This is a genomic window from Brevibacterium casei CIP 102111 (genome assembly GCF_900169275.1).
GTDB classification, from domain to species: Bacteria; Actinomycetota; Actinomycetes; order Actinomycetales; family Brevibacteriaceae; genus Brevibacterium; species Brevibacterium casei.
Window position 1 is genome coordinate 757,729 of sequence record NZ_FXZC01000001.1, and the last position, 25,059, is coordinate 782,787.

Genomic DNA, 25,059 nt, shown 5'->3' on the forward strand with positions numbered 1-25,059 from the left:
TCTCGTTAGGGTCGAACTGTGCCAGATTCCGTTGTTGACGATCAGTACCCAGAGCTCGGGGGCGCGTTCGCCGAGTGGAAAGAGCAGGCCGCCCACCTCGGCGGTCGCGACACCATGCTCCATTTCCGGGACTCTCGCGATGGCAGCATCGACCTCTCCGGAGCCCACCCGTCCGGGCTCGCCCAACTGCTCGCCGGTCGCCCCACGCGCCTGTCGAGCCTGATCCGCGACCACGAGATCCTCGCCGACGCGCGTCGCCGTGCGCGCTCGATCCGGTCGAAGGCCGAGCAGCTCGACAACGAACGCGGCATCCGCACCGCCCACCTCGCGATCGGCTTCGCGTCGTGGACGGAGAAGGACTCGAAGTTCAAGTTCAACGCTCCCGTCGTCCTGCGCCACATCACCCTCGTTCCACGCGGTTCGCGCGTCGAGGACTACGAGATCGTCCTCGGCAACGAGATCACCATCAACCCGGCCCTCGTCCGGCACCTCGCCGAGGCGTACGACCTCGAGGTGCCCGTCGACGAATGGGTCGACGCCACCGGCGGCCCCCACGGCTTCGACCCGGGACCCGCCCTCGACCGTCTCCGCGACCTCGCGCAGGCCGTGCCGGGACTGCGCATCAACCACCGTTTCATCGTCTCGACGTTCGCGAACATCGCGAGCTCGTTCACCGGGGACTACCTGCCCACCCAGCATCCGATCCTCCGTGCGCTCGCCGGCGACGACGGTGTCGGCCGGCAGTTCGGCGGCGGATCGACCGTGCCCTGCCGCACGCCTCGTGCCTCAGGGGAGAAGGCTGAGAGTGCCCGCGACGGGGATGAGGCGACGCGCCGCGAATCACGCGACGGCGTGAAGCAGCCCGCTTCCGCGGAGAAGCCCACTGGCGTCGTGGAACCGACGGAGAAGTCCGGCCAGGATGAGGGCTCCGGGACGAAAGCCGATTCTCGTGAGAAGACCGGCGCTCAGACCACGACGGGCACCAAGTCCGACGCTGGCGCGAAGGATGAAGCTGGTGAGAAGACCAGCTCCGGTGAGACGACGGCACCGCCGGATGCCCGCAGGACCACCGGCTCCGAGAGCGCGAGCGCTGCCACCGACGAGGACGAACTCAGCGAGCCGACGGTGCCGATCACCTCGGCAGACGATGACGCATCGGCAACCGACGGTGCCCCGGCGACGGGGACCGACTCAGCGACTGGGTCCGATTCAGCGACGGGGACCGATTCAGCGACTGGGTCCGCCTCCGCGACCGACGGCACAGCAGCGAGCAGCTCGACGAAGGTCGACGCGGCGGCCAGCAGCTCGACGAACGTCGACGCGGCGGCCAGCGGCCCGGTCTCGGACGATGCACCGGCCGACAGCGCGGCGACTGACGGCACGGCGACTGAAGGCGCGGCTGCGGCAGACCGGACTCGCCCGGTCGACGGCACGAGAGCGGACACGGCGCGCACAGCCGACGGCACGACAGCGGATACGGCACACCCGGTTGACGGTGGGACTGCCTCGGCGAAGTCGGGCACCGGGGCCGAGCGCACCGAGGATCCAGCGGTGACGCAGGCACGCGAGGCCGCTGCCGACGAGGACTTCGTCCCGGCGGCACTCAAGGAACCGGTGACGCCGCTTCCGGACCGCAAGCCGCAGGAGGAGTTCCTCGTCATCGACGTCGACGGCGACCAGCAGGCCGTCGTCGATGCCGCCGTGTCCGGACGCTCGGTCGTCGTCGACACCCCACCGGGGACCGGCGCCACCCAGGTCGCCGTCGCCGTCGCGACGACGCTTGCGCACACCGGCAAGAGCGTGCTCTTCCTCGCCCAGACCTCGGACGCGCTCGATGACTTCTCCGCTCGCCTCGCCGAGGTGGGGCTGGCCGACTTCGCCGTCGACACCCGCGATGGTTCCGAGCACATCAAACGCCAGCTCATCGATCTCATCGGATCAGCCGAACGGGCCGAACGCCCGGACCTCGCCGGGCTGCTCGGCGAGCTCAACGACCAGCGGGCGATGCTGGCCGACCACGTCTCCTCGCTCCACCGCCGACGCCAGCCGTGGGACGTCTCCGTCTACGAGACGATGCAGCACCTCGCGGAGCTCACCTCCGGCGATGACTCCCCACAGACCGGAGTGCGCTTCGGCGGCGACATCCTCGAGGCCAGCGACGACCGCCGCCGCGCCCTGCGCGGCAAGCTCGGCGAACTCGCAGCCCTCGGGGCCTTCACCCTCGACGTCGAGGACACCGTGTGGTTCGGCGCCGACCTCAAATCCGTCGACGAGGCCGAAGCCGCGCGCACCGTCGCCGAACGCCTCGGCCGCACCCTGCCCGACCTCGTCACCGCCGTCGAGCCGGTGCTCGCGAAGGCGAAGCTCAACCCCCGGCGCAACCTCGACGACTGGTCGCGGGCGATCAAGGTGCTCCTGCGTGTGCGCACCACGCTCGACAGCTTCGCCCCCGACGTCTACGACCACCGCCTCGATGACCTCATCGCGGCGACCGGCAGCTCCGAGTACCGGGCCGAGCTCGGCGTGGAGATGGGCATGCTCCAGCGCAAGCGGCTGAAGAAGTCGGCGCAGGAGTTCCTCCGGCCCGGAGCCGACGTCGCCGACCTCCACTCCGCGCTCATCGACGTCCGTTCCCAGCGCGTCATCCTCCGCGACCTCGCCGGACACGACGGGCGTCCCCAGATCCCGCGAGGCGTCCTCGAGGCCGACGAGATCCTCCAGAGCGTCGAGGCCGACGTCGCCAAGCTCTCCCCGGTCCTCGAGTCGACGCCCGACGGCGGCGACCTCGGAGCGATGCTCATCGAGGAGCTCCAGGCGAGGACCGAGGCGATGGGCGGGGATTCGGAGAACCTCGCCGACCTGCCCGAGCGGTCCCGTCTCCAGCGCGAGCTCGCCGCCGAAGGACTCTCCGACCTCATGACCGACCTGCGCCGCCGCAAGGTCGAGAACCACCTCGTCGGACCGGAGTTCGACCTCGCCTACTGGGCGTCGGTGCTCCAGTCGATGGCCGGTGAGGATCCGAAGATCGGCCGCCATGACGGCGCCGCCCTCCACGCGGTGGCCGAGGGCTTCCGCGAGAACGACCGCGCGTTCGTCGCCGCCGGTGCCGGACGACTGCGCTACAACCATGCGCAGGCGTGGAAGCGCGGCATCGACGCCGACCCGATCGCCGCCGGCGTCATCAAGCAGGAGCTGCTCTCACCGCACACCTCCGTCCAGCGGATGTCGACGAAGGCTCCCGACCTGCTCACGACGCTCGCGCCGGTGTGGATGGCCAGTCCGTACACGGTGCCGGAGCTGTTCGCCGCGCTTCCGCTCTTCGACGCCGTCGTCATCGCCGACGGCGGGCGGCTCTCGATCGCCGACGTCGTGCCCGGCATCACCCGTGCCCGTCAGGTCATCTCGCTCGGCGACTCCCGACTGCTCGGCCCGCGGCCGTTCTCGGTCGCCGTCGACCGGTGGGGGCCCGATGAGGGTGAGCATCCGGACTCGGTGCAGGACCGCCTCGGCGAGTTCCTCCCGCGGATGCGCCTGTCGAACTCGTACCGGCTCTCCCCGGTCGGACTCATCGACCTCGCCAACCGGCACTTCTACGATTCGACGATCTCGACGCTGCCGACCGCGCACACCGGCGAGGGGACGGGACTCGAGTTCTCCTACGTCGCCGAGGGCCGCGGGCCCACCGACATCGGCACCGGTCGGGTGGAGAGCCCTGACGCCGAGGTCAAGCGGGTCGTCGAACTCGTGCTCAAGCACGCGCGGACCCGGTCGCGGGAGTCCCTGGCCGTCGTCGCACTCACCCCGCACCACGCTCAGCGCATCGCCACGGCGATCTCGCGGGCGATGAAGGACCTGCCCTATGTCGCGGCGTTCTTCAACGATCCCGCGAAGGAGCCCTTCGTCGTCACCGACGCCGAACGCGTGCAGGGGATGTCGCGGGACGCCGTGATCTTCTCCCTCGGCTACGGCCGCACCGTCCACGGCCGGGTCATCAACGACTTCGGGCCGCTGTCGGGACCCGAGGGCGACCGCATCCTCGCAGCCGTCGTCACCCGCGCCCGCAAGCGCCTCACCGTGGTCTCGAGCATCGAGTCCGAGGACTTCGACCGGGCGAAGCTCAGCGGGGGAGCACAGCTGCTGCCGCGCCTGTTCGAGGAGATCGCAGGCGGCGGCGTCCGGCAGCCGGGCCCGCACGGTGAGGTCTACGACCCGCTGTTCAACGACATCGGCGACCGTCTCCTCCAGCTCGGCGTCGTCGCCCATGAGCACTACAACGGCATCGACCTCGCGGTGGCGAACTCCGCCGAGGACGAGCACGGGATGATCATCGCCGTCTCCGGCGACGGCCCCGACTACGCGTCGATCCGCAGCCTGCGCCAGCGTGACCGCGTCGTTCCCGAGCAGCTCGAACGCCGAGGGTGGAAGTTCATGCGCGTGTGGTCGACCGACGCCTTCGTCGACCCGCAGGCCGAGACGGAGAAGATCTTCGACGCGTGGAAGTCCACCGTCGAGACGATGAGCCCGCAGGCCATCCTCAATGCCGCCCGGGCCGCCTCAGTCGTCGTCGGACGCACCGGCAGCCGTCCCAAGCTGGTGCCGGGACTGCCGATGCACAAGTACTCCGATGAGGGCCTCGACGCGATGATCGACTGGATCCAGTCCGATGCCGTCGTCCGCGGCGACGGGGAGATCAAGGAGCTCCTGCGCACCGCGCTCGCGCAGAAGAGCAGCACCCCGCGAGGGGAGACTCAGCTCCAGGCCGCCGTCGACCGGTACCGCCAGCGCCATGCGCAGGCGAAGAAGGTCACCGGCGCCGAGGTGTTCATCCCTGCCGCCGATGCGCGCGGTCCCGTCGAGGGCGAGGTCATCCCGACCTTCGACACCGATCAGATCCGCGCCGAGTCGCTGCGCGACGCCGGCCTCATCGACGATGCCGAAGGACGCGGTCAGGGCGATTCCCCGGGAAACGGTGAGGCCGAGTCCTCGTCGGCGTCGAAGTCGGTCACCGGCGAATCCGGTGCACGGCCGGGTTCGAGCGAGCGTGAGACGCGAACCGAGACTGCCGAGCGCCGCGCGGACGCCGGGCAGACGCGCTCGGCAGCGGACGAAACGCGCTCACGGTCGACAGAGGGCGCCGACGGGAGTCGCGCACAGACGGATGAGCGCACCGAGGGGAAGCGCTCAGAGTCGGCGGAGAACACCGACGAACAGTCCTGAGATGAGTGCTCGAGGATCAGGGTCGCACAGCGACGGGGCCGGCGAACCCGACTCAGACGAGTCCTCCGCACACGATTCGCCGAGGACGGGTCCGTCGTCCGAGTCTCCGGCAGCCGAGTCACCGTCGCCCACTGACGGCCCGACGACGTCCGCCGCAACGAACGAGCCGAGCGAGACCCGCCGACGGGCGACCGCTGCCGATGACCGTGAGAAGCAGGAGCGCCTCGAACGGGCGCTGCGTCGGTACCGCGCCACCCTGCGCAATGAGGCCGAGTCGGATGCGTCGGGCTTCAGCGCCGAGCACTACCGCTCGCAGAAGCCTCCCCACTGGTGACTGTGTGCAGTCCGCGGTGACCGGGGACCACACGACGAAGGCCCGCTTCCCCTGACGGGGGAGCGGGCCTTCAAGTGCGAAGCAGCGCGGTGGCTGCCCGGCACAGGCTGATCAGTGGCGCGGGGGCTCGTTCGGGTCGATGTAGCCGCCCTGGCCCGGGTTGCCGCCGGCGGGACCGGCGTTGGCCGCGGCCTGGTTGCGCAGGATCTCGCGGATGTCGCCGAGGAGGTCCTCAGCGGTCGGGGGCACCTCGGACTCGGGCACTCCGCGCTTGCGCAGCTCGTTGAGCTTGTTCATCGGGACGATGATGATGAAGTAGACGATCGCTGCGACGATGAGGAAGTTGATCGCTGCGGTGATGACCGCACCGATGTCGATGGTCGTCTCCGGCACGTTCGGCTTGATGCGGAACGCGAGAGCGGGGCCTTCGGCGCCGCCGACGGCAGCGATGAGGGGGTTGATGATCTTGTCCGAGAACGCCGTGACGATGGCAGTGAACGCGCTGCCGATGATCACAGCGGTCGCCAATTCGACGACATTCCCCTGGAGAATGAAGTCCCTGAAACCCTTGAGCATTAGCGGCACCCTTTTAGTGGTGTGAGCAGTAATGCGATTCTGATTGTGCAATGACGGTTACATAGTACACACCATCTTCACATCTCAACACCATTGACATGCGAAATCCGCAGGGCGTGCTTTCGCGACAAGGGGGCTGGAAAGATCGCGGTGATCACGGCGAATGCGCGATCATTGCGGCAGGATCGCGAAGCTGATCGGCAGTCCCGCGAATTCCGCTATCCTTCCAGCATCGTCGGAGGAGAGCATTACTGAGACAAGTTGCCCTGATTCATTTGTGATGCTGTCGCCTTTCTCGATGATTCGTGCGATGGTCACCTCCTCGACGACGACCTCGGATCCACCTTCCGGCAGCGAGCTGAAGAGCCTGATCCTCTGTCCGGGAGCGAGCAGGCCCGCCGACGCGTCGTCGGCGAGGCGCACGGGCATGATGAGATCGGTGCTTCCCTCCGGCAAGGCCTGCTCGTCGAGCACGGCGGCGCGGGTGACCGGCGTGCCCTTCGAGATCCCCGCCGATGTGCGCCGGCCGAGGGCCTCGTCGACGGCGCTGAACGTCTTCTCCGGAACGAACTGTCGGGGATAGTCGACGACGGTGAGGTCGCCGCGCGTGATCTCGGCTCCGGGGGCGAGATCGTCAGCGGCGACGACGATCGGTGTGTCCCCCTGGTCCGGGGTGAGCAGCCATGCCAGGAGCGCGCAGGCGAGGGCGATGCACACCGCGGCGAGGATCCGGCACGGACTCACCCGGGAGGTGCGTGCAGCGAGTCGGCTTCCTGCGATTCCGGCCGAAAGACGGTCGATGAGCTTCATGCCCTCAGGATGCGCGTGGGAGACCGCGGTCGGCCAGAGATGGGAGATCCCCTGTGGACAGCGTCTGCGCGTCCACAGGGGAGTCGAGCACAAGTGGGGCTTGCCTCCCCAGGCCGGTGCGCACGAGTCGAGTGCGCTCGGGAGTCAGCTCGCGGTCGACGCTCCGGCTTTGGCCGTCGATGACGAACTCGTCGCCGAGGGGCTCGACGACGAAGAATCCTTCGACTGCGACGAGTCGGACGAGGAGGAGTCCTTCGACGATGCGGGTGCCACTGAGCTCGAGGTGCTCTTGCGGGAGTCGGTGGCATAGAAGCCCGACCCCTTGAAGCTGATGCCGACGGTGCCGAAGACCTTCTTCAGCTGGCCCTGGCACTCCGGGCAGACCGTCAGCGAGTCGTCGCTGAAGTCCTGGTGGACGTCGAACTTGTGGCCGCAGCTCTTGCATGCGTACGAATAGACGGGCATAGAGAACCTTTCCTCAACGTGAAGAGTATAGTGCACAGGCCCGCACCGCCCCGCGGTCTCGCGGTGCTGCCGGCGCCGAGATGGACCTGCGGTGCGCAAGCGGTGCTGCCGGGGTCCCGAGGGTCTTGCACTGTTCTTCCACAGGTGAACACGGATGAGTGGGTCTTTATTTCTCCGCACGGGCCGCGTGCAGAAGTCCGTGCAGGAGCCCGGGCCGGTCACGTGCAGGAGCCGGCACAGTCACCTGTGCGGGTGGTCTCAGAGCCGACGCAGACCGTCTTCGGTGATCGCCTCGGGGATGCGCAGATCCCAGGGTTCGACAGCGAGCCCGGACAGGTCGACCTCCTCGGCGAAGCACACCCCGACCACGCGCGGACCCGCTCCCTGATCGTCCGGGTCCCGGCCGCCTGTTGCCGGTTTGCCCGCCGCAGACGGGACCGCGGCGTCGCAGCGGCGTCCCAGCGGCACCTCTCCGAACGGGCCGAAGGTGCGGTCGTAGAAGCCGCCGCCGTTGCCCAGCCTGGCCCCACCGGCACCGAACCCGAGGGCGGGGACGAGGAGGAGGTCGGGGGCCGCCTCGGCGATGAGTGCGCTCGCGGACAGTGAGGCCTGCGGTTCGCGGATGCCCCACCTGCCGTGCGGGGTGAGGTCGGACATCGGCCCGGTCACCTCACCGAACTCGAGGGCACGGCCGACGCGCGTGACGACGGGGAGGAAGACACGGGCTCCGCGGGCCCGGATCCCGTCGACGACCGCATCGACGTCCGGTTCGCCGGGAAGCGCTGCGTAGGCGACGACGACGCGCCCGGTGAGGTCGTGGCTCGGCCAGATCTCGGCCAGCCAGGCGAGTGCGGCACGGGCCGGGGTGCGGGAGGCCGCGGTCGCCTCGGCGGGAGGGGGCGAGACGGCGCCGACGCGTGAGCGGGCCGACCGCTGTGCCCGGATGCGGGCACGCAGCTGCGCCTTCGACGACTCTCGATCCACGCCCTTCAGCGTAGCCGGTGACACGGTCATGACTATGATGAAGGTCATGAACGATCAATCTCGCAGCACAGTTCGCAAGGCCGTGATCCCCGTAGCCGGCCTGGGAACTCGATTCCTCCCCGCGACCAAGGCGACGCCGAAGGAGATGCTTCCGGTCGTCGACAAACCCGCCATCCAGTACGTCGTCGAAGAGGCCGTGTCGGCGGGCCTGCAGGACATCCTCATGATCACCGGACGCAACAAGCGCCCGCTCGAGGACCACTTCGACCGCGTCGACGGCCTCGAGGCGGCGCTGGCGAAGAAGGGCGACGACAAGAAGCTCGCTGCAGTGCGCCATTCCTCGGAGCTCGCCGACATCCACTACGTCCGCCAGGGCGACCCGAAGGGGCTCGGCCATGCGGTGCTCAAGGGCCGCCAGCACGTCGGCGACGAACCCTTCGCCGTCCTCCTCGGCGATGACCTCATCGACGAACGCAGCCCGATCCTGCCGAAGATGATCGACGTCACCGAGGCCACCGGCGGCAGCGTCGTGGCGCTCATGGAGGTCCCGCCCGAGTCCATCCACCTCTACGGCTGCGCAGCGGTCGAGGAGACGAGTGAGGACGGCGTCGTGAGGATCACCGGACTCGTCGAGAAGCCCTCCCAGGAGGAGGCGCCGTCGAACCTCGCGATCATCGGACGGTATGTGCTCGCACCGGAGATCTTCGACGTCCTCGAGACGACCGCACCCGGCCGCGGCAACGAGATCCAGCTCACCGACGCTCTCCAGACGCTCGCCGAGGACGAGTCCAGCCACGGCGTCTACGGCGTCGTCTTCAGCGGCGACCGCTACGACACGGGCGACAAGCTCGACTATCTCAAGGCCGTCGTGCAGATCGCGTGCTCGCGCGACGACCTCGGCGAGGATCTCAAGGGATGGCTCAAAGAGTACGTGTCCGAACTCGACTGACCTCCGGGGTTCCTGACCTGGGGAGGTGCCGGTGATCGGCAGCGGGCCGATGTGGCCGATCGAACTGCGCGACGCCACCGCGGGAGTGACCCTGCGACCCCTGCGACGCGGCGACGAATCCGCGTGGCGGGAGGTCCGGGGTCGCAACCGGGACTGGCTGCGACCGTGGGACGCGACCCTGCCGATGCCCGAGCAGGCGACCCCGAGCTTCCGCGCCATGGTGCGGATGTACGACAAACAGGCCAGACGCGGACAGACAGTGCCCTTCGCGATCGAGGTCGACGGTGAGTTCCGTGGTCAGCTCACGGTCTCCGGCATCACCTGGGGGTCGATCCTCAGCGGGCAGATCGGGTACTGGATCGACGCCCGGGTGGCCGGGCGCGGCATCACGCCGCTGGCGGTGGCGATGGCGACCGACCACTGCCTCTTCACCCTCGGACTCCACCGGATCGAGATCAACATCCGTCCCGAGAACACCGCGAGCCTGCGCGTGGTCGAGAAGCTCGGCTTCCGCGATGAAGGCCTGCGGAGGAACTACATGCACATCGACGGCCGGTGGAGCGATCACCGGACGTTCGCGCTCACCGTCGAGGACGTTCCCCACGGCATCCTCTCCGCCTACCGTCACAGCCTCGGGGGACGGCCGGGGATCGGCGGCTTCGACGGGGACCGTCACCCCACCGTGTGAACTTCATGTCGGATTGACCGACACACCACTGCCGTTCACGCTGTTGTCCAATCGTGACCTCTAGGCTCTGGAGTGTGGACACCAGCATCATCGTCGTCATCGCCATCGTCGTGGCCTTCGTCGTCGTCGTGCCCTCGATGATCCGCCGGTCCGCCACCGAACTCTCCCGCGCCGACCTCGACCGGCTCCCCGCCGACGCCGAGGTCGTCCGGTCCGAATCCCAGAACCCCTGCCGTGACCTCGGCGAGCGGGTCACCGTCTTCCGCACCGAGGGAACTGAGCCCACCGTGCCGAGCGCCGACCGGACCGCCTCCGGTCAGGCCCCGAGCCTCCGCCTCTCCGCAGTCAGCCCTGAGCTCTCCGTCATCGACGGGGAGGCCGACGAAACCGCCGAGGCGACCGCGGAGTCCCAGCCCGAGTCCGCCGTCGCCCCGCTGCCCGTGGCCGTGGGAGAGACCCGCGCGGCTTTCCTCGTCGGCGACCATGATCCCGCCGGTGGAGGCGTTCACGCTCCCGCCGAGGTGGTCGGCGGCAACGTCCGAGCCCTCCACCCGGCCGTGCACGCCGTGTTCGCGCAGACCGGTGATCCCTCCGCCCAGCGCGGATCGTCCCCTGCCGGGGTCGATGCGGCGGGCCGCCTCGGAGCCGGTCGGCAGCAGGCGGTGTCCACCGGCCGACCCGCACATCCGAGCGCGCCCCGCGACCGCCTCGGCGAGGTGCACTCCCCGACAACCGCCCCCACTTCCCGACCCGATGAGGATCCGACGATGACCGAGAGTGCCGCCCCGTTGCGTGAGTCCCTGCGTTCGATCGGAACCCTGGTCCGCGGGTTCGCGCTCACGTTCCTCGGGTCGGTGCTCGGCGTCCTCGTCACCGGGGTGCTCGCGCTCCTCTCCGTCGTCCACCCCGCTCTCATCGGCGTCTTCGCCGGGCTCGCCGTGGTCTCCCTCTTCATCGTCCGCACGCTCAACCTCCGCAAGCGCGAGCTGAAGAAGCGCCTCCGCCGGATCGCGGACCACGGTGCTGTGACCGCAGAGCCTGTTCCCACGAGAGGGTCGCAGGACCTCTCCGACTCGGGGGCGGGCGCTGCGAAGTCGCTCGCCCGTCCGTCGGCCCCGACGGCGACGACACAGGAGTCGGCGACCGAGCGGAGCTCCGCGGCACCGAAGTCTGCGGCGTCGAAGGCCGCCTCCCACGCCCAGCGCACTGCGACGAGAACCGCCGCGAAGTCGACCGCCGCTGCGCGGCCTGACGCCGCAAGGCCTGCCACCGAGAAGCCTGACGCTGGGCGGTCGGCTGAAGCGAACTCGACTGCAGCCGCAAAGGCGGCTCGGGAGCGGGCTCTCCAGCAGCGCAGCGCGACGGCGAAGTACGCCCGCGAGGAAGCCGTGACCGGCGAGATCCCCGTCGTACGCATCCGCAACGAGGCGGCCGCCGGCCACACGACCCGGCAGGTCCTCCTCACCGGGCCGATCCCCGTCATCGACGAGAAGACGACCGCGGAGACCGCTCCGGCGACCGCGGAGGCTCAGTCGACCGCACAGACGGCGACGTCCGAGGCGACGAAGTCGACGTCCCCTGCGACGACCGATGCGGACGTCGAGTCCGCCACCTCTGCTGACACCTCGGCGAACGCGGTCGCCGCCGACCTCGCCGACACCGTTCCGCAGGCCGCGTCGCGCACCGAGGACTCCTCGACGACGGGTGCCCCCCGCGTCAGCGACCCCTTCCAGCAGCGGCTGCGGACCCGCGACGGCTGGTCGCCGACCCCGCTGCCGGTCCCGAGCTACGTCGACGCCGCCGAAGCCGACCACGCCGTCCCGACACCGAAGGCCGCCGACGCGAGCTCGTACGAGACCGAGGCCCGCAGCCGTGAGGACATCGCTGCGCAGTTCGCCGAGGAGCTCGGCTACCGGGCCGAACTCTCCGACTCCGCCCGCGACGACAGCCCGCTCGAGCACGGCCGCAAGGCGATCCGCGCCGATCGGGCCCCGGCACTCGACGCCGTCAACGACGTCCTCGCCCGCCGCCGCGCCTGAGCGGCCTCAGTCGGAGAAGACGTTCCAGCAGATGCTGCTGCGTCGCCGCTGATCGTCGAGGACGAGGGCACGCACCGGATCGGGCAGCAGCTTCCGCTGCCATGCGCGTTCCCTGCGCCCGGCGTCGGAGTCGTCGGGTCGGGCGGCGGCCGCCGCCTTGATCGCATAGGCTGCGGCACCGAGGTCGTGTTCGGCGACGTGCCCGACGCATGCGGCCTGTCCCGCTGCGTAAGCCGCGAAGCGCGGGGCACCGGTCAGGGGCCGCGCCGCTCCCATCGCATGACCGCCGAGGGCGCGCGCGGCCATCATCGGCATCTCGCCGCGCGCCCATGCCCGCGCGGCAGCGACGGCCTCAGCCGGTCGCGGGTCGTCCGGTGCGACGGCGGTGAAGAGGGGCAGCACGTGTTCGGCGCACTCGGCGGCCCACAGCGCGAGAAGCTGGTGGTGCTCGTCGGTGAGGGTGCCGCCTCGGCGGATCGTGATCATCCGGGGATCGCGGTCGGTCGAGAGGATCATCGTCGCCCCTCGGCGGCGTCGGGCGCTGTGCCTGCTTCGTCACGCAGGACCGCGTCCACCTCGGCAAGGGTTTGGGCCAGCGGATTGCCGCCCGCCTCGAGTCGGGGGTAGCGGCAGAGCACGGCGACCACGGTGGGCGGGGCGCTTGCCGCGATTTCCTCGATGAGCCGGTCGTGCGCGCGGCGGCCATGCGCCGCCGTATTCGCGGTGGGTCCGGATGCGGCCGGCCCGGACGCGGAGAGTTCGAGCGCACGGATCGTGTGGGCGCTCGCGCGGAGGATGTGCTTGACCTGGACCGCGTCGGCCAGCGGATGGAGGTAGGCCGAAGCGGCGGCATCGCCCGCGGCCATCGCCGCGTGGAAGGCCACGGCGCTGTCGGCCTCCTTCGCCGCGCGGTGGGCGGCCGGTGCGCTGATGCGCTGGAGCCGCGAGCGGGGGAGTCCCCGGGCGAACTCGTGTGCTGCAGCCAGGGCGTCACGGGGACGGGAATCGGTCGGGCGCTCGGACTCGAACAGGGGCAGCACCTCGTCGGCGGAAGCAGCGGCGAACGCCGTGACCGCTCGGATCTCGTCCATCGAGAGGTCGACGTCGCGGGTCCTCGCAGTGCTCACAGTTCTTGAGTCTAGGCGCTCCCCGTGGGAGGTCAACGGCCCACCACCTCGGCGGGCGCAGCAGCACCCGAGGACGGCACCCCGGGGACGCGAAAGGCGGCCGACACCCTCACGGGTGCCGACCGCCTCGGCGAGGTCTCGCTCAGCCGGATCGATCAGGTGGGAGCGACCGGCTGATGTCGACCGAGCTCACGGCCTCAGCTGCGGGGCGTGGCCACGTACTTGAGCTCGAGGTACTCGTCGATGCCGACGCGTCCGCCCTCACGGCCGAGACCCGACATCTTCACGCCGCCGAAGGGAGCGGCCGGGTTCGAGACGAGACCGGTGTTGAGGCCGATCATCCCGACTTCGAGCTTCTCGGCGAGGCTGAGCGCCCGGTTGATGTTCTCGCTGAAGAGGTAGCCGGCAAGGCCGTACTCGGTCTCGTTCGCCAGCGCAATGGCCTCCTCGTCGGTGTCGAAGGTGACGATCGGGGCGACGGGACCGAAGATCTCCGTGGTGCGGATCTCGGATCCGGCGGGGACGTTCGTGATGACGGTCGGGTCGAAGAAGAACCCGGGGCCGTCGATCTTCCCGCCGCCGGTGAGCACGGTGGCACCACCCGACACGGCATCGTCGACGAGGGCTGCGACCTTGTCGAGCGACTCCTGGTCGACGAGCGGGCCGACCTCGGTGCCGTCGTGGAGGCCGTTGCCGACCTTCATCGAGCCGATGCGCTCGGCGAGCTTCTGGGAGAACTCATCGGCGATCGAAGAGTGGACGAAGAGCCGGTTCGCGGCGGTGCACGCCTCGCCGCCGTTGCGCATCTTCGCGAGCACCGCGCCCTCGACGGCCTTGTCGATGTCGGCGTCCTCGCAGACGACGAACGGGGCGTTGCCGCCGAGCTCCATCGAGGACTTCATGACGTTGTCGGCGGCCTGCTTGAGGAGGTTGACGCCGACCTCGGTCGACCCGGTGAAGGTGACCTTGCGGGCGATGCCCGACTCCATCCACGGGGTGACGACCCGACGCGCCGACTCCGAGGTGACGACGTTGAGGACGCCGTCGGGCAGACCGGCCTCCTTGAGGACGTCGACGAGCATGAGCGAGGTGAGCGGGGTGAGCTTCGCGGGCTTGAAGACCATCGTGCAGCCGGCGGCGATCGCCGGGCCGATCTTGCGGGTGCCCATCGCCAGCGGGAAGTTCCACGGGGTGATGAGCACACACGGGCCGACGGGCTCACGCGAGATCATCAGGCGGTTCTTGCCGTCGGTGGACAGGGTGTAGTCGCCGCTGATGCGCACGGCCTCCTCGGAGAACCAGCGGAAGAACTCGGCGCCGTAGGCGACCTCTCCCTTGGACTCGGCGAAGGGCTTGCCCATCTCAGCGGTCATCACGGCCGCGATGTCGTCGGAGCGTTCGATGAGGAGCTCGAAGGCGCGGCGCAGGATCTCGGCGCGGTCGCGCGGGGCGGTGGCCGCCCAATCGGCCTGCGCGTCGCCGGCGGCCTTGATCGCGGCTTCCGCATCGGCGGCGGAGCCGTCGGCGACGGTGGTGATGACGTCACCGGTCGCGGGGTTGATGACATCGATGGTCTTCCCGCCCTCGGCATCACGCCACTGCCCGTTGATGAACAGTCCGGTGTTGAGCTTGTCGATGATCGGCGTGATGTCCACGGCTGATCCTCCTTGGTTGTCGTGTCGAGGCGGCTGAGCTAGCGCCAGGTTCAGTGTAAGGGGCCGTGCGGCCGCAGACGATGCGGATTTCGCACTGTGAGAGCGCCCTTCCGAGTGGTCATCGTCGTCCGAACCGTCCGAGCGGACGGTATCCGTACGAAGAGGGCTTAGGTGTGAGCCCGCCCGGCCGGCGGTGCGGCGGGTGAGGCGGTGAGAACGCTGACCTCAGGCGACGTACTCGTCGAATTCGTGGTTCTTCTCGAGGAATCCCATGACGTACGAGCAGGTCGTGCGGAACCGCAGACCCGCCTCGGTGGTGGTCTCGAGGGCGAAGCGCACGAGCTTCGCGGCGATCCCCCGGCCGCCGTACTCGGGGGAGACCTCGGTGTGGGTGAAGGTCCGCGCGGTGGGGACGTCGCCGGCGCCGTCAGCGGTGTCGACGTAATCGATGAGCCCGATGACCCTCCCGTCGTGGGAGACGGTGAAGCGGTTCTGCTCGGGATCCTCGGCGAGGGTGTAGGTCTGACCGTCGATGTCGATGTCCATGGCTGCTCCTGTCCGCAGGGTGAGGTCGCTGTGCTCGAGTCCGAGCCTACCCACTAATCTTGGAAGGAGTGTTGAAGTCTGCGGCAGGCACCGATCCTGCCGCCGTCCCTAGGAGCCGCCCATATGACCTCGCAGCCCCCGGCCACGCTCGTCGACGCCCACGAGCTCATCCTCCAGGAATCCGGCTACGTCGTCAGCGTGCTCACCGAGACCGACATCGACGACTACGTCGCACTCGTCGCCTCCGCGTACCGCGGGGAGGACTCGAAGAAGGGGTGGACGACCGAGGCGGACCTGCTCAGCGGGCAGCGTCTCGATGCGGCGATGGCCAGGGAGATGCTCGCCGAGGCGGAGTCGACGATGATCCTCGTCCGCTCCGTCGACGGTCCCGCCGTCGCAAGCGTCTACCTGCGTGAACCCGTTGACTCCGTCGCCTACCTCGGCGTCCTCGCCGTCTCGCCCCTCGGCCAGGGGCAGGGGGTGGGCTCGGCGCTCATCAACCTCGCCGAGGCGTGGGTGGTCGAACGCTGGGGTGCCCGCGCGCTGTCGATGAGTGTGATCAGCAAGCGCTCCGAGCTCATCGCCTACTACGAACGGCGCGGCTACGAACGCACCGGGGAGACCGAGCCCTTCCCCTACGGCGACGAGCGCTTCGGCGTGCCGATGGTCGACGACCTCGAGTTCGTCACCCTCGTCAAACAGCTCGCCTGAGGGCCGGACGCTCAGAAGAGCATCGCCGGGAGAACGAGCCCGCCGACGAGGACGATCGGTCCGATGATGACCATCGACATCCCGAACTTGACGAGGATGCGGGTGAGCCGCGGCTTCTCCTCACCTGGGGCAGTCGCGACGACAGTGGCACCGAGTGTCGAGAACGGGGAGACGTCGACGACGGCCGAGCAGATGCCGAGCGCGGCGATGAGCGCCCACCCGGGAACGCCGCCGGCCTCGATGAGCGGCAGGGCGAGGGGGACGAGCGCGGCGAGGATGCCCGTCGTCGAGGCGAACGCCGAGACGAGACCCCCGACGACGCAGAGGACGAAGGCAGCGAGAAGCGGGGACCCGATCGCCTTCGCTCCGTCCCCGAGGAGGTCGACGGCCCCCATCTCCTGGAGCACGCCGACGAAGGTGATGATGCCGCCGACGAGGAGGACCGTCGACCAGTCGATCTTCGGGAGCGCGGCCTTGCCCGTCGCGGGATCGACGAGAGCGAGGATCGCTCCGAAGAGGAAGCAGAGCAGGCCGATGTCGGGCTCCTGACCGAGGGCGGCAAGCACGACGACGGAGCCGATGAGGCCGACCATGAGCACGACGGTGAGGATCTGCACCCCGGTGAACGGCCTCGTACCGGAGTCCGCCGAGGCAGCGCCGGCATTGAAGAGGGCCTCGTCCTCGTCGTCCTCTCCGAAGGCGACCTTCGTCGCCGAGGCGCCGCCGCGGGAGATCCTCGGCTCAGCCGCTGCCGAGGCGGCGGTGCTGCTCGAGTCCGCCGCGCCGCCCCCGCGGGAGGAGACCGCGGCCGTCTTCCGCCCGGCGAACAGCCGCCTGCCGAACATGAGGTAGGCGACGGTGAGCATGAGCAGATAGACGATGACGGCGATGCCGAAGAGGAGGAACGGGGAGAGGCCGATGCCGGCGTCGTCGGCGGTGCTGTAGGTGACGATGCCGTAGAGGCTGGTCGGGGCGAAGCCGCCGGCACCGATCGCGAAGCAGATCGCCAGACCCATGAGCGCAAAGTCGACCCCGTACTTCCGGGCGACCTGCATGCCCACGGGCATCATCACGAGACCGGCCAGCGGCGCACCCATCGAGGCGATGCCCGCGGTGATGACGAAGAAGACGAGCGGCAGAAGCACCGCGGAGGAACCGACCTTCTCGAGCGCCCAATCGATGATCCTGTCGACAGTGCCGTTCTCCTGCGCAATGGCGAAGAAGTAGGTGACACCGGCGAGGAGGACCATGATCGACAGCGGGAACCCGGCGATGATGTCCTCGACGGTCATGTCGGTGAGCAGGAGACCGGTCCCGGCCGCGCCGACGAGCATGAGCACGCCGATGTGCACCCCGCGGACGGCCCCGACGGCGAAGAGGGCGATGAAGACACCTAATGCGATGAGCTGGGCAAGCATGTCGTCCTTGAGGTAGCTGAGCAGACTCTGAGTGCGATCGGTGAGAGACTACCAGCCGGTGCGGACATGGCCCGGGAGCACCATGGCGGGGGAGGGCGACTTCCCGATTGTCGGCACCGCACCGTGCGATGACCCGCTCACGTCAGGAGCAGGGCACCGCCGAGGGAGACGAGGGCGACGACGATCGTCGTCATCGTCGCCAAGGCGATCGGCCCACCGCCGAGGCTCCGCAGCGCGCGCCACTGCACACCCCGACCGAGCGCGAACATCGCCATCGACAGGCACACGGTCTGGACGATGCCCAGCTCGGTCACGGCCATCTCGGGCAGGAGCCCGACCGTGCGCAGCCCGGCCATGAGGAGGAACCCGATGACGAAGAGGGGGACGATCGGGGGACGCTGTCCGGCCGGCGCGGGAACGGCGCTCTCATCCCCAGCCTCGGCGGAGGCAGTGCGCACCCTCGCCTCGGAACGGCGCATCACGAGTTCGAGGATCGCGACGGTCGGGGCGAGCATGATGACGCGGGCGAGCTTGACGAGGACCGCGACCTCGAGCGCGGCCGGTCCGATGATGCCGCCGATCGCGACGACCTGGGCGACCTCGTGGGTCGAGGCGCCCGCCCACATGCCTGCGGTCGCCTCGTCGAGGCCGAGACCGCCGCTGATCAGCGGGACCACAGCGATCATCGCTGTGCCGAAGAGGACGACGAGGCCGATCGCGGCGGCGACGTCCTCCTTCTTCGCCCGCATCGTCGATTCGATCCCGGCCACGGCCGCGGCCCCGCAGATGCCGAACCCGCACCCGATGAGGAGGGCGAGGTCGCCGTCGACCCGGGTGACGCGTGCCAGGAGCACGCTCGTGGCGATGCCGACGGCGACGACCACGGCGGCGAGGACGAGGACCGGCCAGCCAAGGTCGAGGATGTCGCCGAGGACGACCTGCGCGCCGAGGGCGACGATGCCCAGACGCAGGAGCGGCTTCGCGGCGAAGTCGAGTCCCGGCCGGAACGCCGCCGGAAGGGTCGGAACGGCATTGCCGAGGACGATGCCGAGCACGATCGCGACGAGCAGCGGGGAGACGACGGGGGCGAGGGCTGAGAGGGGCCAGGCGATCGCGGCGGCGAGCGCGGCAAGTCCGAGACCGGGCAGGAGGGGGAGGATGCGGTGCATGCCTCCAGTCTTCCGCCTCGGCGAGGGCCGCGGTAGTCGGCGAAAACCGCGCAGTCCATATGAGTCTGATATGACATGATGTGCTCATGCGCGATGTCTCGGACATGCACCGGTGGCCGGAGCTGCGGGCCCTCGGCCTCCTCGTCGCCCTGAGCGGGGGAGCGGGGTCGATCGGGCAGGCCGCCGAGGCGGTCGGACTCGCCCAGCCCAACGCCTCCCGGAGCCTGCGCAACCTCGAACGCGATCTCGGCGTCCCGCTGCTGCGACGTTCTCCGCGCGGGACCTCCCTCACCGCTGAGGGGCAGGCCGTCGCGGAGTGGGCAGCCCAGGTCGTCGACGCCTACCGTGCCCTCACGGCGGGCACCCAGGCGATCCGGGACGCCAGGGCGGGCACGGTGCGCGTGTGCGCCTCCCTCACGGTCGCCGAATACCTGCTGCCGGGGTACCTCGCGACCTTCACCTCGGCGCATCCGGACGTCGACGTCGGGCTCGGCGTCGAGAACTCCTCGACCGTCGTCGCCGAGGTCCGGGCACAGCGCTGCGATCTCGGACTCGTCGAATCGGTGTCCCTGCCGAGCGGATTCCCCACCGCAGTCATCGGCCGGGACCGGCTGATGATCGCCGCCGCCCCGTCGTTCGCCGCCTCGTGGACGGAGCCGATCACCGCCGAGGCGCTCGCCGCGACGCCGCTGCTCGTCCGTGAGGTGGGGTCGGGGACTCGGGAGGCCGTCGACACCGCACTCGCGGAGTTCGGGGGCGTCTCGGTCGCGGGGGAGTACGGGTCGAACTCGGCGCTGCGGGTCGCCGCCGCCACCGGTGTCGCCCCGGTCGTCCTCTCCGAACTCGCCCTGCGCGACGACTTCCGCTCCGCACGGCTCGTGCCGCTGCCGGTCGCCGAGTCGATCGACCTCGATCGCAGGCTCCACGCCCTGTGGTCGCCGAAACGCCGGCTCTCACACGGGGCGCGGGCCCTGCTCGACCACATGACGAGCGCGCAGGTGAGGTGACGGGCCCGCCGCCGCTTCGGGTCGAGCGCCGTTGCCGACAGTCCGAGACGTGCAGACTCACCGAGCGCTCCACGTCCTATATTGGGCACATGACGACTCGTGAGCCCGCCTACTCCCCGGAGACCGTCCTCGTCGAAGCCGCGCGCCCGCCGCGGGTGCCCGGCGCTTCGGTCAACCCGCCCGTCGAACTCTCCTCGACGTTCATCGGCACCACGGGGATGGGCGAGGCCCCCTTCGGATACGGGCGCCTCGACACCCCGGCATGGACCCCGTTCGAGGAGGCGCTGGCCGAACTCGAGCACGCCCCGGTGCCGGGACTCGTCTTCGGCTCGGGACTGGCGGCGATCGCCGCCGTCCTCAGCCTCGTCCCGGCAGGCGGCACGCTCATCATCCCCCGCCACGCCTACCAGGGCTCCCTCCAGTCCGCCGACGAACTCGCCGCACGCTGCGGGTTCACCGTCCTCAGCGTCGACATCGCCGACACCGAGGCCGTCATCGCCGCCCTCGACACAGCAACCGCGACCGACCCCACGACCGCGACCGACCCGGCGGCCGCCTCGGCGATGCTGTGGATCGAATCGCCGACGAACCCGATGCTCGAAGTCGCCGACGTTCCCGCGCTCATCGCCGCAGCGCGGCAGCGGGGTGTCCTGACGGCCTGCGACAACACCTTCGCGACACCCCTCCTGCAGACCCCGCTCGACCTCGGCGCCGACATCGTCGTCCATTCGGTGACGAAGTACCTCGCCGGGCATTCGGATGTCGTCCTCGGCGCGGTGCTCGTGGGCGACCCTGGCCTGCGGGAGACGCTGCTTGCCGAGCGGGCGATGCGCGGAGCGATCGCGGGTCCCTTCGAGGTGTGGCTCGCCCTGCGCGGAATGCGCACGCTCTCCGTCCGACTCGACCGCGCGCAGGCCAACGCGCAGACCATCGCCGAGCGGCTGAGCGAGCGCGTTGGTGTCCTCGAGGTCCGCTACCCCGGGCTGCCGACCGATCCCGGCCATGCCCGCGCGGCCGCGCAGATGTCCGGGTTCGGGGCGATCGTCGCCTTCACCGTCGACTCCGCGCAGACCGCGACCGCCATCGCCGAGGCGGTGCGCCTGTGGACGCCCGCGACCTCCCTGGGCGGCGTCGAATCGCTCATCGAACGCAGGCGTCGGCACGCCTCGGAGCCGGAGACGGTGCCCGAGGGCCTGCTCCGGCTCAGCGTCGGCATCGAGCATGTCGACGACCTCTGGGCCGACCTCGATGCCGCGATCACAGCGGCGACCGGCACCAAGGTCGCGAGCCCTGGGACCGGGGCGGAATCGTCGTCCCACCGGGATGCACAGGCCAATGCCTGAGATCATCACCGCGGACTTCGTGCTCGACCGGCCGACCCTCGCCGACGTCGACGAGATCTTCGCGATCGAGCGTGACCCGCGGGTGTGGACGCACTTCCCGTCCGGACGGGTGACCCGACGCGCGGACGCCGCGGCGACCCTGGGGCGGCGCATCCGTCGGTGGGAGCGCGACGGCCTCGAGATGTGGATGGTCCGTGAGAGGGCGTCGGGTCCGATCGTCGGCTTCTGCGGGTGCAGCCTGCGCGGGGGCACAGAGGCGGAGCCGACAGGACCCGACTCCTTCTGGAACCTCGGCTACCGGTTCTCCCCCGACGTGCAGGGGAGGGGGCTGGCCACAGCCGTCTCGCTGCTGGCCATCGACCGCGCGCGGGAGGTCGACCCCGAGCTTCCGGTCGTTGCCTACCTCCTCGAGCACAACATGGCCTCGGCCAGGGTCGCCGAGAAGGTCGGCCTGCGGCTCCGACACCGCGCTCCGGACGCCGGCAACCCCGATCCCGCGGCCGTGCGACTCGTCTTCGCCGATCGGGAGCTCACGCCCGCGCAGCTGGCGGCGACCCTGCGGTAGCGCGGACACCGTTTCCCGCACGACTTCACCCGAACTGCCCGGCCGACGGAGCAGGAGTGATCGGAGTGTGACCCAGATCAACTTAACGTGCGTTAAGCTGAGAGCAGGGAATCCGTCGTCTGCAGCAGAAGGAGCCGCCGTGCCTCCGAGTGTCCTCGTCGATCACAGCGAGGGTGTCGCGACCATCGCGTTCAACCGTCCCGAATCCCTCAACGCGCTCACCGGCGAGACGTTCCTCGCCCTGCGCGACGCCGTCGCCGAGGCGGCGGGATCGGCCAGGGCCATCGTGCTCACCGGCAGCGACCGGGCGTTCAGCTCGGGCGCGGACCTCCAGTCCGGCACGGACGACGTCAGCCTCGACCTCGACGATGCGAACGCGATCATCCGCTCGCTCATCGACGTCAGCGTCCCCACGATCGCCGCGGTCTCGGGCCCGGCCGCCGGAATCGGCTGCTCGCTCGCGCTCGCGTGCGACTACGTCATCATGAGCGAGGAGTCCTACCTCATGCTCGCCTTCGCGAAGATCGGCCTCATGCCCGACGGTGGGGCGACGGCCCTCGTCGCCGCCTCGGCGGGCCGGCATCGGGCGATGAAGATGGCGCTGACCGCGCAGAAGGTGTGGGCGCCTGAGGCCCTCGACTGGGGACTGGCGAGCGAGGTCGTCCCCGCAGGCACCCAGCTCGACCGCGCCCAGGAGCTCGCCGGCCAGTGGGCGCAGGGTGCGCCGCTCGCCTTCTCCCGCTCGAAGGCGGCGATCAACCAGGCGAGTCTGACCGCCCTCGACGACGCCTTCGCCCGCGAATCCGCCGACCAGACCTACCTGCGCGGCACCCGCGACTTCGCCGAGGGGGTGTCGGCCTTCATCGAGAAACGCACCCCGAGGTTCGTCGGCGAATAGCCCGCTCGACCCCCACCGCCCCTACCCGAATCGACCCACGAGTGAACGAACAAAGGAGTCTCATGCTCACTGGCATCCCGTCGACCCTCGGCGACAGCTACCAGCTCAACACCACTTCGATGATCCGCCATGCCGCCACGGTCTTCGGCGAACAGGAAGTCGTCTACCGCCGTTCCGACGGCTCGTGGGGACGGTCGGACTACGCCGAGGAATTCCGGCGCATGGCCCAACTCGCCCACGGCCTGAGCGAACTCGGCGTCGGTGCCGGCTCCATGGTCGGCGTCCTCGACTGGAACTCCCGCCGCCACTTCGAACTCTACTTCGCCGTCCCCGGCCTGGCCGCGACGATGCTCCAGCTCAACCTCCGCCTCGCACCCGAGGACCTCGCCTACGTCGTCAGCCACTCGAAGTCCGATTGGATCTTCGTCGACGAGACCCTCCTGCCCGTGGCGGAGAAGCTCGCCCCGAAGCTCGACGTCAAGGGCTGGGTCGTCATGACCGACAAGCCCGCGAGCGAGATCGAGACGAGTCTGGACAACGTCGTCTTCTACGAGGACCTCATCAAGGACAAGCCCGAGACCTACGACTGGCCCGTCGTCGATGAGAAGACCGCCGCGTACGCCGGCTACACGACCGGCACGACCGGGCGACCCAAGGGCGTGTACTACTCGCACCGGTCGATCTACCTCCACACGATCGGCGGCCTCGCGGCCCTGGGAGCGACGTTCTCCGACACGGTCATGCCGATCACCCCGATGTTCCACGTCCTCTCGTGGGGCTTCCCGCAGAACGCCGTCGCCGCTGGGGCGAAGCTCGTCCTGCCGGGCAAGTTCGCCGCCGAGGAGTTCGGGGCGATCGCGCGGGCCTTCATCGAGGAGAAGGTGACGCTGGCCAACGGCGCGCCGGCGATCTTCGCCCCGATGCTCGCGATGATGAAGGACATGCCGCAGCCGCCGGACCTCTCAGGCGTCCGCCTCGTCTCCGGCTCCTCCGAGCCGCCGCTGTCGATGATGCGCGGGTTCAAGGAGATCACCGGGGCCGATGTCATCCACGGCTACGGCGCCACCGAGACGACGCCGCTTGCGACGACGAACTGGCACATCAAACCGGGACTCGACATGGACGAAGAGGAGCGCTGGGACTTCAAGCGCTTCCAGGGGCTGCCGATCATCGGCGTCGAGGTCAAGGTCGTCGACCCCACCGGAGAGGAGCTGCCGCGTGACGGGAAGTCGATGGGCGAGGTCCTCATGCGCGGGCCGTGGGTCACCGAGTCCTACTTCCAGCTGCCGGACAACTCCGAGCGGTTCCTCGACGGCTGGTGGCGTTCGGGCGACGTCGGGGTCATCTACCCCAACGGCTACCTCAAGCTCACCGACCGCCTCAAGGACGTCATCAAGTCCGGCGGCGAGTGGATCTCCTCGATCGACATGGAGAACGCGATCCTCGACTGCACGAGCGTCAAGGAGGCCGCCGTCATCGGCGTCCCCGACGAGAAGTGGCAGGAGCGCCCCGTCGCCTACGTCGTCGCCGAAGACGGCGCCGAGGTGACCCGGGAGAAGATCGTCGAGGTCCTCGGCGACCGGTTCGCGAAGTGGCAGCTGCCCGACGAGATCATCGTCACCGACGAGCTCCCGCGCACCTCGGTGGGCAAGCTGGACAAGAAGCTGCTCCGGAAGGAATGGGAGGGCGCCGAGGCGTAGGCGCGCTCCGCAGGCGGAGAATCCCTGAGGAGTCATCCTCAGGGATTCTCCGCATTCGGACGGGGACTGTCCAGGGATTCGGCAGGACGGAAAGGGTTCCGCAGGTGTAGTTGAACTTTGTACCATCGACTCATGACGAATTCCCGCCCGTTCTTCGCCCGCCCGCTCGTGTGGATCATCGCGATCGCCGCCGTCCTCGCGACCGTCGCCGCGATCGTCGCCACACGGATGTACGTCTCCTCGCAGAATGCCGCCGCACCCGAGGAGTTCCTCAGCGAGGACGTCGCCGAGGCGACCACCCCCGGGCAGTCCTCGGGCTCGGCCGACGCGATCGCCGGACAGTGGTCGATCGGCGAGGGCTCGGAGGCCGGCTACCGCGTCGACGAGGTCCTCAACGGTGAGGACGTCACCGTCGTCGGGCGCACCGACGACGTCACCGGAGAGGTGACGATCGACGGCTCCGAGCTCACTGCGGGCACGGTCACCGTCGACCTGCGCACCGTGACCACCGACAGCTCCCGCCGGGACGGCTACTTCACCTCCCGGGCGATCGACACCTCGGCGAATCCGGAGGCGACCTTCACCGTCGCCGAGGCGGTCGACCTCACCGCGCTCGCCGACTCCGGAACTGCGGAGATCGAGATCCCCGGAACCCTCGACATCAATGGACAGAGCCGGGAGACGACCGCCCAGGGCACCGTGACCCGCACTGATGCCGGCCTGCGCGTGGTCGGGGCGATCGACGTCACCTGGCAGGACCACGGTGTCACCGCTCCCGACCTCGGATTCGTCTCCGTCGAGGATGCAGGCGTCGTCGAGTTCGCCCTCGACCTCAGCCGAGTCTGAGCAGCCCGGGTG

23 protein-coding genes are annotated in these 25,059 nt (G+C 69.6%); 13 read left to right on the forward strand and 10 right to left on the reverse strand.

Going from position 1 to position 25,059, the window contains the following annotated elements:
- Nucleotides 1–18: 18 nt before the first annotated feature.
- Nucleotides 19–5,217, forward strand: coding sequence for a PDDEXK-like endonuclease domain-containing protein (locus tag BC102111_RS03310; protein ID WP_101623561.1), 5,199 nt, complete (start codon nt 19–21; stop codon nt 5,215–5,217).
- Between the two features lies 1 nt (nt 5,218).
- Nucleotides 5,219–5,551 carry a hypothetical protein gene (locus tag BC102111_RS03315; RefSeq protein ID WP_101623562.1) on the forward strand — a complete coding sequence of 111 codons (333 nt, stop codon included), beginning with the start codon at nt 5,219–5,221 and terminating at the stop codon, nt 5,549–5,551.
- A gap of 111 nt (nt 5,552–5,662) precedes the next feature.
- Here BC102111_RS03315 and mscL read toward each other — a convergent pair whose 3' ends face one another.
- The 4 genes from mscL to BC102111_RS03335 all read right to left on the reverse strand — a co-directional run bounded on the left by mscL (nt 5,663) and on the right by BC102111_RS03335 (nt 8,434).
- On the reverse strand, nt 5,663–6,127 hold the full coding sequence (gene mscL / locus BC102111_RS03320) for a large conductance mechanosensitive channel protein MscL (RefSeq protein WP_009376411.1): 465 nt from the start codon (nt 6,125–6,127) through the stop codon (nt 5,663–5,665).
- Nucleotides 6,128–6,298: 171 nt separating this feature from the next.
- Complete coding sequence (locus BC102111_RS03325; RefSeq protein ID WP_095376263.1) at nt 6,299–6,937, reverse strand: SAF domain-containing protein; 639 nt, start codon at nt 6,935–6,937, stop codon at nt 6,299–6,301.
- A gap of 144 nt (nt 6,938–7,081) precedes the next feature.
- On the reverse strand, nt 7,082–7,402 hold the full coding sequence (locus BC102111_RS03330) for an FmdB family zinc ribbon protein (RefSeq protein WP_009376409.1): 321 nt from the start codon (nt 7,400–7,402) through the stop codon (nt 7,082–7,084).
- 258 nt (nt 7,403–7,660) lie between these two features.
- On the reverse strand, nt 7,661–8,434 hold the full coding sequence (locus BC102111_RS03335) for a 5-formyltetrahydrofolate cyclo-ligase (RefSeq protein WP_101623563.1): 774 nt from the start codon (nt 8,432–8,434) through the stop codon (nt 7,661–7,663).
- Here BC102111_RS03335 and galU point away from each other — a divergent pair.
- The 3 genes from galU (at nt 8,433) to BC102111_RS17515 (ending at nt 12,062) form a co-directional block, all read left to right on the forward strand.
- A complete protein-coding gene (gene galU, locus BC102111_RS03340) occupies nt 8,433–9,335 on the forward strand; it encodes a UTP--glucose-1-phosphate uridylyltransferase GalU (protein WP_009376407.1) in 903 nt (300 codons plus the stop codon). The two genes, BC102111_RS03335 and galU, sit on opposite strands and share 2 nt — an antisense overlap.
- 49 nt (nt 9,336–9,384) lie before the next feature.
- Nucleotides 9,385–10,023 carry a GNAT family N-acetyltransferase gene (locus BC102111_RS03345; protein ID WP_176472487.1) on the forward strand — a complete coding sequence of 213 codons (639 nt, stop codon included), beginning with the start codon at nt 9,385–9,387 and terminating at the stop codon, nt 10,021–10,023.
- A 74-nt stretch (nt 10,024–10,097) separates the two neighbouring features.
- Nucleotides 10,098–12,062: a hypothetical protein gene (locus tag BC102111_RS17515; RefSeq protein ID WP_146001387.1), complete on the forward strand. Its 1,965-nt coding sequence runs from the start codon at nt 10,098–10,100 to the stop codon at nt 12,060–12,062.
- A gap of 6 nt (nt 12,063–12,068) precedes the next feature.
- On the opposite strand, the gene BC102111_RS03355 is transcribed toward BC102111_RS17515, so the two are convergent.
- Together BC102111_RS03355 and BC102111_RS03360 are read right to left on the reverse strand one after the other, a co-directional pair.
- Nucleotides 12,069–12,578: a putative immunity protein gene (locus BC102111_RS03355; RefSeq protein WP_095376267.1), complete on the reverse strand. Its 510-nt coding sequence runs from the start codon at nt 12,576–12,578 to the stop codon at nt 12,069–12,071.
- Nucleotides 12,575–13,189, reverse strand: a complete 615-nt coding sequence (locus BC102111_RS03360; protein ID WP_223289919.1) for a putative immunity protein — start codon at nt 13,187–13,189, stop codon at nt 12,575–12,577. The genes BC102111_RS03355 and BC102111_RS03360 overlap by 4 nt, the downstream gene beginning before the upstream one ends.
- Before the next feature lie 24 nt (nt 13,190–13,213).
- Between BC102111_RS03360 and BC102111_RS17705 the strand changes: the two genes are divergently transcribed.
- Nucleotides 13,214–13,366: a hypothetical protein gene (locus tag BC102111_RS17705; RefSeq protein ID WP_176472482.1), complete on the forward strand. Its 153-nt coding sequence runs from the start codon at nt 13,214–13,216 to the stop codon at nt 13,364–13,366.
- 20 nt (nt 13,367–13,386) lie between these two features.
- On the opposite strand, the gene BC102111_RS03365 is transcribed toward BC102111_RS17705, so the two are convergent.
- The gene (locus BC102111_RS03365; RefSeq protein ID WP_063248875.1) at nt 13,387–14,844 is read right to left on the reverse strand and encodes an NAD-dependent succinate-semialdehyde dehydrogenase; all 1,458 of its coding nucleotides are present in this window, start codon (nt 14,842–14,844) and stop codon (nt 13,387–13,389) included.
- Between the two features lie 225 nt (nt 14,845–15,069).
- The gene (locus BC102111_RS03370) at nt 15,070–15,390 is read right to left on the reverse strand and encodes a GNAT family N-acetyltransferase (RefSeq protein WP_009376399.1); all 321 of its coding nucleotides are present in this window, start codon (nt 15,388–15,390) and stop codon (nt 15,070–15,072) included.
- 123 nt (nt 15,391–15,513) lie between these two features.
- Here BC102111_RS03370 and BC102111_RS03375 point away from each other — a divergent pair, with 123 nt between their 5' ends.
- The gene (locus BC102111_RS03375) at nt 15,514–16,101 is read left to right on the forward strand and encodes a GNAT family N-acetyltransferase (RefSeq protein ID WP_009376398.1); all 588 of its coding nucleotides are present in this window, start codon (nt 15,514–15,516) and stop codon (nt 16,099–16,101) included.
- A gap of 11 nt (nt 16,102–16,112) precedes the next feature.
- On the opposite strand, the gene BC102111_RS03380 is transcribed toward BC102111_RS03375, so the two are convergent.
- A complete protein-coding gene (locus BC102111_RS03380) occupies nt 16,113–17,519 on the reverse strand; it encodes an SLC13 family permease (RefSeq protein ID WP_095376268.1) in 1,407 nt (468 codons plus the stop codon).
- Between the two features lie 137 nt (nt 17,520–17,656).
- The gene (locus BC102111_RS03385) at nt 17,657–18,688 is read right to left on the reverse strand and encodes a YeiH family protein (RefSeq protein ID WP_101623564.1); all 1,032 of its coding nucleotides are present in this window, start codon (nt 18,686–18,688) and stop codon (nt 17,657–17,659) included.
- Between the two features lie 86 nt (nt 18,689–18,774).
- Between BC102111_RS03385 and BC102111_RS03390 the strand changes: the two genes are divergently transcribed.
- From BC102111_RS03390 to BC102111_RS03415, 6 genes are all read left to right on the forward strand, one after another.
- Complete coding sequence (locus BC102111_RS03390) at nt 18,775–19,695, forward strand: LysR substrate-binding domain-containing protein (RefSeq protein WP_101623626.1); 921 nt, start codon at nt 18,775–18,777, stop codon at nt 19,693–19,695.
- Between the two features lie 89 nt (nt 19,696–19,784).
- Nucleotides 19,785–21,038 carry a trans-sulfuration enzyme family protein gene (locus tag BC102111_RS03395; RefSeq protein ID WP_101623565.1) on the forward strand — a complete coding sequence of 418 codons (1,254 nt, stop codon included), beginning with the start codon at nt 19,785–19,787 and terminating at the stop codon, nt 21,036–21,038.
- Nucleotides 21,031–21,603, forward strand: a complete 573-nt coding sequence (locus BC102111_RS03400) for a GNAT family N-acetyltransferase (protein ID WP_101623566.1) — start codon at nt 21,031–21,033, stop codon at nt 21,601–21,603. The genes BC102111_RS03395 and BC102111_RS03400 overlap by 8 nt, the downstream gene beginning before the upstream one ends.
- 139 nt (nt 21,604–21,742) lie before the next feature.
- Nucleotides 21,743–22,501, forward strand: coding sequence for an enoyl-CoA hydratase-related protein (locus tag BC102111_RS03405; RefSeq protein ID WP_101623567.1), 759 nt, complete (start codon nt 21,743–21,745; stop codon nt 22,499–22,501).
- 62 nt (nt 22,502–22,563) lie between these two features.
- Entirely contained in the window at nt 22,564–24,201 is a 1,638-nt protein-coding gene (locus BC102111_RS03410) for a long-chain-fatty-acid--CoA ligase (protein ID WP_101623568.1), read from the forward strand.
- A gap of 132 nt (nt 24,202–24,333) precedes the next feature.
- Entirely contained in the window at nt 24,334–25,047 is a 714-nt protein-coding gene (locus BC102111_RS03415) for a YceI family protein (RefSeq protein WP_095376272.1), read from the forward strand.
- Nucleotides 25,048–25,059 lie beyond the last annotated feature (12 nt).